This is a genomic window from Streptomyces sp. NPDC060035 (assembly GCF_042736635.1).
GTDB lineage: Bacteria > Actinomycetota > Actinomycetes > Streptomycetales > Streptomycetaceae > Streptomyces.
On the sequence record NZ_JBHWVO010000001.1, the window covers coordinates 336309 to 348492 of the forward strand.

The following is a 12184-nucleotide window of genomic DNA, read 5'->3' on the forward strand; positions in this document are numbered from 1 at the left end:
CCCGGTCCCCGCGTCTCCGAACCAGGCCATCAAGTCTATGGCCGCTCCGGGTTCGCCGACAGTTGAGCCGACGCCCGACCGGTGTGCTGTTCCCCGGGTGGGCCGACGACATGGGAGTGCCGGTGGGTGCCTGCTGTGGGTCCCACGCGGAGATCACCGGGACGATGGCCGGACCGAGCCCGGTCTGGCCCGTCTGCCCGAATCGCCGGATGGCTGAGGACGACACCGACCGCGGCTACCTGCTCGACAACAGGCAGACGGAGGCGGGTATCCGCTTCGGCGCCCTCGCAGAGCTGTTCGACCCGGTGACGTTCCGGCACGTCGACCGGATCGGGATCGGTGCCGGCATTTGGCGAATGTCGCCACCGGGCGGCTCGACCTGGCCACCGCCCCGATGATCTCCGCATGGGGGCGCCGTCGCCCGTAGCCCTCCCCCCGACTACCCATCCTGCGGCTCAGGGCGATGAAACGGGCACGGGCCGGTGGCCTGGCCCGCCCAAGGCCTCACCAGTCCTGCCCCTGGAGAAGCAGCCCACGGCAGGTGGATCTCAGTAGCCGTACTCATGCCCGCGACGGTCGGCTTGGCACAGCATGGAGGGCATGCTCACGTGGGTAGCAGATGTTGTCCTGGCAGTCGTGTTGACAGCGCTGGAGGTGACCGCCCTGGTCCTGTTGTGGTTCCTGCGAGGCATCAAACAGTGGGCGTCCGGCGGTAAGCCGGTCGCCGGCTCCGGGGTTCGGCTCTGGCTGGTACTGACGGCCGGGCCGGCCGGATTGGCAGGGGCCGGCTACGGGGCCGTCCGGGCCGGACTGCCGGCGACGGCCGTCGCTCAGACCCTCGTCGCCGTGCCACTCACGGGAGTTCTGGCACTGGGGCTCGGTACGGAGTGCTCCCGATGGGCTGCTCGGACCTTCCGCCGACACCGTGCCGGGCGTCGGCATCGGCACGCCAAGGGCTGATCGGCCGACAACGCAATGCCCGTACGACGGCATCTCCATGCTGCACAGCGGGCCGTTGGAGCACCCTACGGTTCCGTACCGGTATCGATGCCTGCTGCACGCAGGAGTTCGATGACCCTCTCGAACGCCGGCCAGGTTTCAGGGAACTTGTTGTTGCCCCACGTACGCGTGACGCGCACGGCCTTGGCCGTGGGGACGGCGCCGCGGTCGAGCAGGTGCTGCACCATCTGCGGACGTCCGGCTGCAGATGCCCATTCGAGCGGCGTCCTGTCCTTCGTCAGCAGATGGATGTCGGCGCCGTGGTCCAACAGCAGGTCCACGATCTCCGAGCCCGCGATGGACGTAACGGTGAACATCAGGGCGTTGCCGTCCCGCGACGGCGTGTCGGGGTGGACGCCGGCATCGAGCAGGGCGGCGACAATGTCCGTACGGCCGTTCGACGCGGCCATGGTCAGTGGCGTGTGCTCGCCGTAGTCGTGCACGGGCTGGCCCAGGTCCGCGCCGGCCTCGACGAGCACGCGAACCACATCCGCGTGTCCCCGCTGCACTGCGATGTCCAGGGCCGTGAGCCCGCGCCCACCCTTCCTTGCGGCATCCACCGGAACACCCTCGCCCAGGAGTCGAGCCACCTGGCTCGCATCGCCGTCCTCTGCTGCCCGAACCAGCCGGTCCGCCGCACTCTCGCTGTCCATTCCTTGATCATCCCGGGTTGATGGGCCGAGGGAAAGGTGTGCGTCCAGGCGTAACCCAGGAGGTGGACACCCTGTCGGTGAGTGGCAGCGTCCCGATCGCTGTTCCTGCGGAAGGCGTGCTCGACGCGTGAGCGGACTGCGCGATGGGCGGCGTATTCCTGTTCCTTGCCGGGCAGCAACGGCCGGCTGCGACGTTTCGGTGCGGGACGACGAGGCCGGTGCGCACAGGTGGGCATCTCTGGCCCGTCGATGTGAGGCGGTCTTCCGTCGGGCATTGATGTTGTGGCGCTCGGATGCCCGGTTCGGCGGGCGATGTGGCCTGGAGCCGTTGCGGTCTTTCGCTAGGGCGTGGGTGGCGTCACCGACGCAAGGTAGGTCGCCACCTCGCTTGCGTTGTTGGAGTAGCGGTGGGGCCGTGTGGCGTCGAAGGTCAGCGCCTCGCCCGCCTGCACTTCGAAACGCTGATCGGCGACGTGTACCGTGACCGTGCCGGTGATGACGTAGGCACACTCGACCGCCACATGGCTCCACGGCTCATGGCTCGAGGCATGGCCCGGCTCGAGCGTGCCGAGCAGGACTTCGAGCTGGCCGTTGCTCGGGGTCAGGCGTTCGTACTGGACGAGGCCCTTCGGCATGAGCAGGCGGGAACGTTCGTCGGGGCGGCTGTGGTGAGCCGTGAGCGGGGCTTGCTCATGGAGCAGCGTGGCGGCCGATGGGCCGAAGACCGTACTCAAGGCCCGGAGCGTTTTGAGACTCGGCTCACGTATGCCCCGCTCCACCTGGCTGAGCAGGGTCGCCGACAGGCCGGTCTGCGCCGCGAGATCGCGCAGGCTGAGCCCCGCCTCCGTCCGAAGCGTGCGTAGTTGGTCTCCCATCACGGCGGTCAGCCTATCCGAGCCGTACACCCTTGTGCACTCGTGTACACCCTGGGCGCGCGGGTCCTGGGAAGCGTCGGCACGTTTCTGCAGAAGAGTCAATGGTTGACAGTCGCAGCATCGTGCACTTTTGTGTACTCGTGTAAATAAGTACACATCGGCGTTAGTCTCAATGTTATGGAGAGTGGTTCACCGCCATGAGCGCTGACAGACATCTGGTCTTCCGCGGAGGAAAAGCACTGGCGTTCGTGCCGGTCCTCGTGTTCCTCGGGTTCTGCGTCGTCTTCTTTGTCGTGTTCAAGACGTTCGACATGACCGCCCTCGCTGCGGGAGGTGTCGTCTCGCTGCTCGTCGGCGCGCCGTTCGCCAAGCCGTATTCGGCGTACTGGTCCGCCGTGACCAGGGGGATCGGATCGTCCACCGCGGTCACGATCGTGATGATCCTCTTCTGCGTGGGGCTGATGTCCGCCCTGATCAAGGAGACCAACGTCTCCGGCGGGTTCGTGTGGCTCGCCGAGAACCTCGGCGTCGACGGCGGCACCTTCACCTTGTTCACGTTCGTCGCGGTGTGCATCATCTCGATGTCGACGGCGTCGTCCATCGGGACGATGTTCACGGCGTTTCCGATCTTCTACCCGGCCGGCGTGTTCCTCGGCGCCGAGCCGGCGTTCCTCGCCGCCGCGGTCATCTCCGGCGCGATCTTCGGAGACAACGTCGCCCCGATCTCCGACACGACCGTCATCTCGTCGTCGACGCAGACGTTCCGCCGGAAGGCCGGCACCGCCGATATCGCCGGTGTCGTACGGAGCCGCGCTCGCTTCGCCTTCACCGCTGCGGCGCTCGCGGCCGTCGGGTTCTTCGTGCTGGGGTCGTCGGGCCACTCGAGCGATTCTGCGCACTCGCAGGAGCTGCTGGAACAGGCCGCCGACCCGCTCGCCCTCGTGATGCTCATCCCCGTCGCGCTCATGCTCACCGTGGCGCTGCTCACCCGCGACATCTTCAAGGCGGTCACGATCGGGCTGGCGACCGGGATCGTCACCGGCCTCGCCTCGGGTCTGCTGACCCCTGAGGGCGTCATCGGCGTCCACGACGGGGCCCCGACCGGATTCCTGGTCTCAGGCATCGGCGACATGCTGAGCGTGATCGCTCTGGTGGTGGCCGTGTTCGGCATCATGGGCGTACTCACCGACGCGGGCATCCTCGACTCGCTCGTGAGCGCCCTCACCGGCAGCCGCCTGTCCCGCACCCCGCGCGGTGCGGAGTTCGCGATCGGCATCGGCGTCTCGGTCACCACGCTGCTGTTCGGCGGCGTGAACTCCGCCGCGATGCTCACGTTCGGCCCGGTCGCCGACAAGATCGGCGCCCGCGTCGGCCTGCACCCGTACCGCCGAGCGGTCGTCATGGACTGCTTCGCGATGGGGATCGCCGCCATCGTCCCCGTCCTCAGCGCCTATCTCTTCATCGGCGCGCAGCTCACGACCGGGATCAAGGGCGTTCCCGCCCTGGCCACGACGGAGATCTTCGTCGCGATGCTCTACCCACTCGTCCTCACCGTCGTCCTGGTCGTGGCGGCCGCAACGGGTTGGGGCCGCCGTTTCGAGGGCCCGGACGGCGTCGAACTGAAGCGACCCGAGCCCACGCCGGCCGCGGTCTGACCAGCACACCTCAGCAAGAACACCAACGGACGACGGGCCACTGGAGCACACATGGATCGCAACACAGTCGGGTGGCGCGGCTACATCCCCGCCATCACCACACCGTTCACCCGCGAGGGCTCGCTCGACATCGACGCGCTGCACGTGCAGGTCGCCTGGCTCGTCGACGAGGGCATCCAGGGCGCGATCCTCGCCGGCACCAGCGGCGAGTGGTTCTCCCTGTCCGCAAAGGAGCGCGCCGAGCTGTTCGCGGCGGGCGCCGAACACCGGAGCGGCGCCTTCCCGGTCCTCGGCGCCTGCAATGCGTTCACCCCGCGAGAGGCAATCGCCCACGCCCGCGCGGCGGAGGCGGCGGGCCTCGACGGCATCCTCCTCACCCCGCCGCCCTACATCGTGCCCAACGGGAAGGAGATCGTCGCGTTCTACCGGGCGGTGAGCGATGCCACCGACATCCCGATGACCGTGTACAACTGGCCGCGCGGCTGCGTCGTGGACATGGGCGTGGACCTGCTGACCGAGCTCGCGCAGATCGAGAACGTCGTCGCGATCAAGAACTCGACGGGAGACTTCGCGAGCTTCCTCGCCGGGATGTACGCGTTGGAGGGCGAGGTGCGGTACTTCGGCCTGCCCACCAACGCGCTCGGCGTCGACCTCGCGATACTCGGCCACGGCGACGGCCTGATGGGAACGGGCGGCATCCTCGGCCGCGACCAGGCCGACTTCTTGAACGCCGTCGACGCCGGGGACCGGGAGCGCGCGATCCAGCTGGGCAAGAAGGACCGCGTGTACATGGACGCGTGGTTCCGTCCCGACTACGGCGTGCAGTTCGGCAACCAGCAGGCGATCGTCAAGACCGCGCTGCGGCTGCGTGGCATCCCCGCGGGATTCGTGCGGGCGCCGCTGCTCGAGCTCACACCGGACGAGGTCGCCCGCGTCGAGGTGACCCTGCACGAGCTCGGCATCGACACGCTCCCCCTCGCCGATGACTGAGCGGTACGACGTCGTTGTCGTAGGCGGCGGGCTGCTCGGCTGCCTCACGGCATGGATGGCCGCCCGCGACGGTGCGCAGGTGCTCCTGGTCGACAAGGATCAGGTGAACCAGCACGCTTCGGGCCAGAACGCCGGGAGCCTGCACTTCCAGCTCGAGTACCGGATGATCGAGGCCGGCGTGGAGGCCGCACGCGTCGCCGCGGAGGCGATGCCGCTCCACCTCGACGCCGCCGCGATGTGGGCGCGCCTGGAGGACGAGATCGGGGAGTCGCTCGGCGTGCGCCAGACAGGCGGGCTCATGGTTGCCGAGAACGCCGACCAGGTCAGGATGCTCGAGTTCAAGGCAGAGCTGGAACGCTCCTGGGGCCTCGATGTGCGCACGCTCGATCGCGCCGAGCTCGACGGCGTCGCACCGTACCTCTCACAGGACATCGTCGCAGCCAACATCAGCCCTCTGGAAGGGAAGGCGGACGCCCGCATCGCCGCTCCCGCGGTCGGCCGCGCGGCCGTCGCGGCCGGGGCGACCGTCATCACACGCTCCCGACTGGTCGGCGCGCATCGCGTTCCGACCGGATGGGATGTCGCCCTCCGGGAGACGGACCGCGAGGGAGTCGACCGGGCCCGCACCGTCCGGACCGCCGCAGTCGTGCTCGCCGCCGGTGTGTGGACGACGGAGCTCGGCCGGGTCTTCGACTCCGAGCTCCCCACCGTCCCCCTCGCTCTCACGATGACCGTCACCTCGAAGATTCCCAAGTTCATCCCCCATCTCGTTCAGCACACAGGCGCACGCCTGTCGCTCAAGCAGTCGCTCGACAACACGGTCCTCATCGGCGGCGGGTGGCCGGCACGACTGATGAGGGATGCTCACGGCGCCCCGGCGTTCGACCGCAAGCACCAGCTGATCCCGCAGTCGATCGCCGGCAACGCGCGGGCGGCCGTGAAGACTGTTCCCGCGCTGGAGAGGGTCCCCGCCGTGCGCAGCTGGGTGGGCACGACCACGGTGGCACCCGACCAGCTTCCGCTCGTCGGCGCGGTCAAGGGTGCGCCCGGGGTGTTCGTCGCCACCGGCGGATCGGCATTCACTCTCGGGCCGAGCTTCGCCCGGGTACTGACCGGCCTCATCGCAGGGCGCTCACCCGATATCGACCTCGCACCATACGACCCGGCCCGCTTTGCGGAAGGGAGCACCTCATGACCACGGACGACGCCTGGCGTCGCACCACGCAGGAGCGCGGCGACGCCGTGACGATCTGTGTGGACGGCGAGCCGGTTCGCGTGTGTACGGGCGAGACGGTGGCCGGCGCCATGCTCACCGAAGGGGTCGCGTTCGAACGAGACCGCAACGGAGCGCCCAGGGCGCCGCTGTGCAACATGGGGACGTGCTTCGAGTGTGCCGCCACCGTCGACGGCCGGCCGCTGACCCGCACCTGCCTGGTCCCCGCGCGCGAGGGCATGGTCATCGAGACGTCAGGGAGGCTGTGATGTTCGATGTCGCGATCATCGGCGCAGGTCCGGCGGGCATGTCGGCGGCTCTCACCGCAGCCGATCAAGGTCTGTCGGTCGTCGTCATCGACGAGCAGCAGCGAGCGGGCGGGCAGATCTTCCGTCAGCCGCCCGAAGCCTTCACCGGAAGCGTCCTGCATCCCACCGCCGGCTACGGCTGGGCCACCGAGCTCATCCAGCGGTTCGAGGAAGACCCGCGACTGACGACGGAGTTCGGCTGGTCGGCGATCGGTGTGCTGCACGACGACGCAGAGCCGGGCGATCTGTGTGTGGCGATCAACCACCCGGAACACGGCACTCGCGTGATCGGCGCGCGGCGGCTGCTGATCGCCACCGGCGCCTACGACCTCCCCGTCGCATTCCCCGGCTGGACGCTGCCCGGCGTCATGACGGCCGGCGGTGTCCAGACCCTCGTCAAGGCACAGAGGATCGCACCCGTCGGCGACGTTGTGCTGGCCGGGGCGCATCCGCTGCTGCTGCTCGTGGCCGACCTGCTCGTCCGCAACGGCGTTCCGGTCCGTGAGGTCGCGTTCGCGCAGAGCATCCCGACGCCGATGGACATGCTCCGCACCCTCGGCGCCGTACCCGGTCATCTGCGGATGCTCGCAGAGACGGGCGCGATCCTGGCGCGACTGGTGCGCAAGGGCGTCCGAGTCTCCTCCCGGACCATCGTGACGGCCGCCCACGGCACGGAACGCGTCTCCCGTATCGAGCTCGCCCGGGTCGACCGGCGGTGGGAGGTGAAGGGCACACCCCGCGAGGTCGCCGCATCGCATCTCGTGCTCGGGTACGGCTTCTCCGCGTCGACGGAGCTCGCCCGCCAGATCGGATGCGAGCTCGCGTTCGACTCGCCACGGGGCGGCTGGGTGGTCGCACACGACGAACGACGGCAGACATCCGTCCCCGGAGTGTTCGTCGCCGGCGAGCCCACGGGCGTCGCCGGCGCCGACCGGTCCTGCGCCGAGGGCGCGCTCGCGGGTCTCGGGATCGCCGCCGACCTCGGCCGCCCCGTGCCCCCCGCGGCGTTCGCCGAGGCGGAACGCGGCATTCGTCACGCGACACGATTCTCCACCGTGGTGCAACGCATGTTCGAACCGGTCCGCGAGGCACTCGGCGACCTCGCGATGCGGGACACCACCATCTGCCGCTGCGAAATGGTCACGCGCGGCACCATCGACGACTTCCTCGAATCGTCACCGTTCGTCAGCGACATCAACGCCGTCAAGCTCTCCTGCCGCACAGGCATGGGCCCCTGCCAGGGACGCTACTGCGAGGGCAGTATCGGCGCGGTCCTTGCATCGGCGCGCGAGCAGCCGATCGGGCTCGGCGGACGCTTCTCCGCCCACCTGCCGATCAAACCTGTGCCTGTCGGGGATCTCCGAGGCCTCGACTCGGCCGCCGAGTAGTCCGCATCGGACGGGTACGGCGCTGCTTCCGGGATCCGAGCCTCTGCCATCCGCGCCGCTTCCTCCAGTAGCCCGGGTCGGAGGTGCGGGCCCGACCCGGTAGTCGCACGAACGCCAGCCGCCTCAGGTAGCGCTCCGCTCGCTCGCCTCGCGCAGGTTGCGGTCCACCGCACGGTCGTACGCCGGGTCCGGTGCGCCCTCCGGGCTGCCCGGACGGCCGCTGCGCAGGAGTTCGCGCCAGCGTTCCTGGCTCCAGTCGGCCGGGGCCGTGGTGCGCATGAAGTCCTCGACCAGGGTGCGGAAGCGGACCGGGTCGGCGTGGAAGGGGAAGTGGCCCGCGCCCTCGAAGATCTCCAGGCGGCTGCCGGGCATGGCCGCATGGGCGCCGTAGGCGTGCTGGACAGGGACCACGCTGTCCCGGGATCCCCACAGCAGGAGGGTGGGCATGCCCTGGGTCAGGTAGCAGCGGTCCAGCATGGTGACCACCTGGCCCCGCCAGTCGACCACCGCCCGCAAGGTGCTGATGAACGCGCTGCGGGACGTGGCGTCGGGGAGGGCGTCCACGAGGTGGAGCAGCTCTCCGGCGTCCTGGCCCAGGTCGGTGTCGAGCAGTTTGATCAGCCGGGTGAAGAGGCCGACCTGGCTGCGCATGCCGGGCAGGCGCAGCGTGGACAGCATCAGGTCGGCGCCCGGCAGGGACACCGCCCGCAGGACCGGGTTGACCTCGCGTCCCACCCCGCCCGCACTCACCAGGATCAGGCGATCGGTGCGCTCGGGGTACTGGTACGCGAACTGCATGGCCACACCGCCGCCGAGCGAGTGGCCGACCAAGGTGGCGCGTTCGATGCCGAGGACGCCCAGCAGGTCCCTGATGCCGTTCGCGTAGGCGGCCACCGAGTAGTCGGCCCTGGGCTTGTCCGAGGCGCCGTGGCCGAGGAGGTCCGGGGCGATGACTGTGTGGTTGCGGGCCAGGTCGGGGATCAGGTCCGCCCAGGTCGCGGAGGAGTCGCCGATGCCGTGGATGAGCAGGATCGCGGGGCCCGACCCGGCCATCCGGTACGCGCGACGGTAGCCGTGGATCACGCGGTGGTGCAGCCGGCCGTGGTGCTCGCCTTGTTCTGCGACCGGGTGCAGACCGTTCGCGCGGGACGGGGACAGGGACGTTGCTGGGACGGGGTGGGGTGCGCCGGCCACGGATCGCCTCCGGTTCTTCCGATCGGACGGTGTTCCGAACGGACGGTGTTCCGAACGGACGGTGTTCCGAACGCAATGGTGTTCCCAAACGGATGGTCTTCTGCTCCGACAGTCCCGGCCTTCATCGGACGTCCTTCTGCTCCGACCACTTCTGAGCGAGCGTAGAAAGCTACGGATCCCAGGCGATTTCCGGGACGTTTCAGGCAGCGATCGGAGCGGAGGCCGCGGGCGGCACCGGCGCCGTCGTCCGGGTGGTAAACCCGTAACACGCGCGTAGCAGTTGCGAGCGTCGGCGCACCCTATGATCGCCCCAGCACACACCCTCCGCCGACGACTTCCCCTCGTCAGCCGTGGTGTCGTGTGTCTCCCTCTCCCCGACCGGGTACGGCCGATCGCGCCGCCCTGCCCGCGACCCCTGGAAGGCGGCCTGAATGGTCTCTCCCGTACGTATCTGGCTCAACCGCACGTACGCGGAGAACGTCTTCTTCATCGATCAGCTCCGAGATAATCCGGAGGAACGGCCGGTCGTGGTTCATGCCACCCACGGGGATCCCGACTCACCGGTTCTCGCCGCCGCCGACACGGCCGCGCCCGAACCCGAGGGCCTCTCCCCTGCCGGCTACGTCGAGTTCGCCCTGGACCAGTGCGCCAAGCGTGCCATCGACGTCTTCGTGCCCGTCCTGCACCAGGCGGCGATCGCGGCACACCGTGCGGAGTTCGCCGCACTCGGCACGACGCTTCTCACCCCGCCCGCCGAGGCCTCCGCTCTCTTCCAGGACAAGGCGACCGCGTACGAAACGGTCGCGCCATCCGGAATACCCGTTCCCCCATGGTGGCGGGTACGTACCGAGGGAGAACTTCTCGCGGCCGTCGACGCGATCGAGGCCGACGGCGGCAAGGCCTGCTTCAAGCCGGCTGCCGGTGCGGGCGGGGTGGGTTTCCGTATCGTCACCCGGGCTCCGTTCTCCCTGCTCCACCTCGGCGGATTCCCGAGCCCGTACGTACCGCTGGATCTGATCGTCGACGCCCTGCGCAGCAGCGAGCGATCCGTGGACTGGCTCGTCATGCCGCGCCTGGACGAGCCCGAGGTGTCCGTCGACTGTCTCACCGGGCCGGACGGCGGGGTGCGGATGGCGGTGGGCCGTACGAAGAACGGGCGCCGTCGCGGATTCACGCTCCGCCCGTCGTGGATCGAGCCCGCTCGGCTGATCGCCCGGACGTTCGGGCTGCACTGGCTGACGAACATTCAGTTCCGGACGTACGAGGGCCGGCCGGTCCTGATGGACGTCAACACCCGACCGGCAGGCGGACTGCACCAGCTGTCCCAGTGCGGCCTGAACGCACCCTGGGCGGCGGTGAGTCTGGCGCTCGGCAACGACCCCGGCGATCTGACCCCGGGCTTCCTGGGCGAGGACTACTCCGTCATCGCGGGGCCGCGTGCGCTTCGTCCGGTGGTGCTGCCGGGGCAACGGTCTGAGGAGCCCACCGCCGGTTTGCCGGCAGCCGGTGAAGTCCCCGCGACACTCTGACCGTGTCCGGGACGGGCGGACGGGCGGCCTGTCGATGCTTCGCGTGGACACCCTGTGCGGGCGTTCGACGTAGCCGACCACCTACCGGCTGAGCAGGTTCGTCGTCCCTCGCCGCAGAAGCCGTCGTGGTCGCTAAGGTCACCCATGGCGAAACGGCCGTCGTTGAGCTTGTCCAGGTCCTCGGTGACCAGGCCGTAGGTGCGCAGGAACTCGGTCATGCTGGTACGGGTGCCGCGGAACGACACCGCCGGGGTGGTTCCGGGTGCTCCGGCCGCGCGGTGGTCAGGTACCGGATCTCGTCCGCGCCCTCCGGCAGGGTGAGACCCAGGAGGTCGAGCGCCGGCTGGAGTGGTTCGTCGCTGCCCGCGCACGCACGGTCGTCACCGAGGGGATGGCCGGTGCCGAAGACACCGCCCCAGAGCCATGCGCCCAGTGCGACGATCAGCGCGATCGGGATCCCGATGATGAGGAACAGCCTGGTCCGTCGCACTGTTTCCGCCACCCTGTGCTCGTACCGAACCCTGCCGACAGCGATCGGTAACCCCACCGGGACAGCTGCTGTCGGACCGGGCCCGCCCGTGGTTCAACCGGGCCCGGCACAAGGGAGTTTCGACCGGAAGTCCACCCCGCCGCCGCACCGTGGGACCAGTGATCGGTTCCACCGTCGCGACACCCACTGGGGGGTATCTCCCAGGGACTACTGGGGGATACCCCCCACCGAAGTCGGGGACTGCCCGGGTCGTTCGGATGACGCGCTGTCCCTAAGTTCTGAGGTGGAATCGAAACACCGTCCCAGAACCCCTCCGGAGGCTCCCCGTGACCGCCCCCTCGCCCCGACTCGACGATCGGCCTACGCGCACAGCCCGCTCGCTCGTCGCGGCCTTCGTGCGTTTCGTCGTCTGCGGCGGCGGTGTGGGGCTCGCCTCCAGCGGGGCGCTCGTGCTGCTCAGCGGGCCGATGCCCATGATGGTCGCCAACGCGCTGATCACCGTCGTCTCGACCGTGATCGCGACCGAGCTGCACAGCCGGGTCTCGTTCCGGAGCGACCGCAGGGGCTGGGGTGTTCACCTGCAGTCCGGGCTGACGGTAGCCGTGAGCTACGCGTTCACGACAGGGGCGCTGCTCGTTCTGCACGCCGTGCACTCCGCGCCGTCGGCGCTGGTCGAGCAGGGTGTCTATCTGTCGGCCTCCGCGCTGGCCGGAGTCGGACGGTTCGCGTTGCTGCGGGTCGTCGTCTTCGCCCAGTCCGCGGCCCCAGCGAACGATGCCACCCTCGGCAAGGCCTCCGTGGCCATGGCTGCGTGACGTCGTGCAAGGAGTGTCCAGCCGACCTGTCCCGCTGCCTGGCCATTGGCCGCCCGCGGAGCGATGACACACCCA

At 69.4% G+C, this 12184-nt stretch carries 12 protein-coding genes and 1 pseudogene; 9 read left to right on the top strand and 4 right to left on the bottom strand.

Translation table 11 applies throughout. The features are described from left to right. Nucleotides 1-328: 328 nt before the first annotated feature. Both ACFWBQ_RS01530 and ACFWBQ_RS01535 read left to right on the top strand, forming a co-directional pair. Nucleotides 329-427 (top strand): annotated as a pseudogene (locus ACFWBQ_RS01530) (SAM-dependent methyltransferase); the annotation flags it as partial. Between the two features lie 173 nt (nt 428-600). Then, entirely contained in the window at nt 601-960 is a 360-nt protein-coding gene (locus ACFWBQ_RS01535; RefSeq protein WP_385482740.1) for a DUF6234 family protein, read from the top strand. A gap of 65 nt (nt 961-1025) precedes the next feature. Here the strand turns inward: ACFWBQ_RS01535 and ACFWBQ_RS01540 are convergent, their stop codons facing one another. Next, a complete protein-coding gene (locus tag ACFWBQ_RS01540) occupies nt 1026-1652 on the bottom strand; it encodes an ankyrin repeat domain-containing protein (RefSeq protein ID WP_385482742.1) in 627 nt (208 codons plus the stop codon). A gap of 341 nt (nt 1653-1993) precedes the next feature. Continuing rightward, nucleotides 1994-2527, bottom strand: a complete 534-nt coding sequence (locus tag ACFWBQ_RS01545; RefSeq protein ID WP_385483138.1) for a helix-turn-helix domain-containing protein — start codon at nt 2525-2527, stop codon at nt 1994-1996. A 197-nt stretch (nt 2528-2724) separates the two neighbouring features. Between ACFWBQ_RS01545 and ACFWBQ_RS01550 the strand changes: the two genes are divergently transcribed. From ACFWBQ_RS01550 to ACFWBQ_RS01570, 5 genes are read left to right on the top strand one after another with little or no spacing between them, the layout of a single operon-like run. Further along, nucleotides 2725-4182, top strand: coding sequence for a Na+/H+ antiporter NhaC family protein (locus tag ACFWBQ_RS01550; RefSeq protein WP_385482744.1), 1458 nt, complete (start codon nt 2725-2727; stop codon nt 4180-4182). Nucleotides 4183-4233: 51 nt separating this feature from the next. Continuing rightward, entirely contained in the window at nt 4234-5172 is a 939-nt protein-coding gene (locus tag ACFWBQ_RS01555; protein WP_385482746.1) for a dihydrodipicolinate synthase family protein, read from the top strand. Beyond that, nucleotides 5165-6367 carry an NAD(P)/FAD-dependent oxidoreductase gene (locus ACFWBQ_RS01560; RefSeq protein ID WP_385482748.1) on the top strand — a complete coding sequence of 401 codons (1203 nt, stop codon included), beginning with the start codon at nt 5165-5167 and terminating at the stop codon, nt 6365-6367. The genes ACFWBQ_RS01555 and ACFWBQ_RS01560 overlap by 8 nt, the downstream gene beginning before the upstream one ends. Beyond that, nucleotides 6364-6654 carry a (2Fe-2S)-binding protein gene (locus ACFWBQ_RS01565; RefSeq protein ID WP_385482749.1) on the top strand — a complete coding sequence of 97 codons (291 nt, stop codon included), beginning with the start codon at nt 6364-6366 and terminating at the stop codon, nt 6652-6654. Before ACFWBQ_RS01560 ends, ACFWBQ_RS01565 begins: the two co-directional genes overlap by 4 nt. Continuing rightward, nucleotides 6654-8081, top strand: coding sequence for an FAD-dependent oxidoreductase (locus ACFWBQ_RS01570; protein ID WP_385482751.1), 1428 nt, complete (start codon nt 6654-6656; stop codon nt 8079-8081). The genes ACFWBQ_RS01565 and ACFWBQ_RS01570 overlap by 1 nt, the downstream gene beginning before the upstream one ends. 123 nt (nt 8082-8204) lie before the next feature. Here ACFWBQ_RS01570 and ACFWBQ_RS01575 read toward each other — a convergent pair whose 3' ends face one another. Then, nucleotides 8205-9215 (bottom strand): alpha/beta fold hydrolase, encoded by a 1011-nt coding sequence (locus ACFWBQ_RS01575; RefSeq protein ID WP_385483140.1) that lies wholly within the window; start codon nt 9213-9215, stop codon nt 8205-8207. Between the two features lie 491 nt (nt 9216-9706). Between ACFWBQ_RS01575 and ACFWBQ_RS01580 the strand changes: the two genes are divergently transcribed. Next, the gene (locus tag ACFWBQ_RS01580; RefSeq protein ID WP_385482753.1) at nt 9707-10804 is read left to right on the top strand and encodes an ATP-grasp domain-containing protein; all 1098 of its coding nucleotides are present in this window, start codon (nt 9707-9709) and stop codon (nt 10802-10804) included. Between the two features lie 214 nt (nt 10805-11018). Here the strand turns inward: ACFWBQ_RS01580 and ACFWBQ_RS01585 are convergent, their stop codons facing one another. Beyond that, on the bottom strand, nt 11019-11306 hold the full coding sequence (locus ACFWBQ_RS01585) for a hypothetical protein (protein ID WP_385482755.1): 288 nt from the start codon (nt 11304-11306) through the stop codon (nt 11019-11021). A gap of 314 nt (nt 11307-11620) precedes the next feature. Between ACFWBQ_RS01585 and ACFWBQ_RS01590 the strand changes: the two genes are divergently transcribed. Further along, nucleotides 11621-12109 carry a hypothetical protein gene (locus ACFWBQ_RS01590; protein WP_385482757.1) on the top strand — a complete coding sequence of 163 codons (489 nt, stop codon included), beginning with the start codon at nt 11621-11623 and terminating at the stop codon, nt 12107-12109. Nucleotides 12110-12184 lie beyond the last annotated feature (75 nt).

Excerpts from the sequence above, each read along its gene's own strand:
- ACFWBQ_RS01535 (WP_385482740.1), top strand. The coding sequence starts at position 601 with ATGCTCACGTGGGTAGCAGATGTTGTCCTGGCAGTCGTGTTGACAGCG.
- ACFWBQ_RS01540 (WP_385482742.1), bottom strand. The coding sequence starts at position 1,652 with ATGGACAGCGAGAGTGCGGCGGACCGGCTGGTTCGGGCAGCAGAGGAC.
- ACFWBQ_RS01545 (WP_385483138.1), bottom strand. The coding sequence starts at position 2,527 with ATGGGAGACCAACTACGCACGCTTCGGACGGAGGCGGGGCTCAGCCTG.
- ACFWBQ_RS01550 (WP_385482744.1), top strand. The coding sequence starts at position 2,725 with ATGAGCGCTGACAGACATCTGGTCTTCCGCGGAGGAAAAGCACTGGCG.
- ACFWBQ_RS01555 (WP_385482746.1), top strand. The coding sequence starts at position 4,234 with ATGGATCGCAACACAGTCGGGTGGCGCGGCTACATCCCCGCCATCACC.
- ACFWBQ_RS01560 (WP_385482748.1), top strand. The coding sequence starts at position 5,165 with ATGACTGAGCGGTACGACGTCGTTGTCGTAGGCGGCGGGCTGCTCGGC.
- ACFWBQ_RS01565 (WP_385482749.1), top strand. The coding sequence starts at position 6,364 with ATGACCACGGACGACGCCTGGCGTCGCACCACGCAGGAGCGCGGCGAC.
- ACFWBQ_RS01570 (WP_385482751.1), top strand. The coding sequence starts at position 6,654 with ATGTTCGATGTCGCGATCATCGGCGCAGGTCCGGCGGGCATGTCGGCG.
- ACFWBQ_RS01580 (WP_385482753.1), top strand. The coding sequence starts at position 9,707 with ATGGTCTCTCCCGTACGTATCTGGCTCAACCGCACGTACGCGGAGAAC.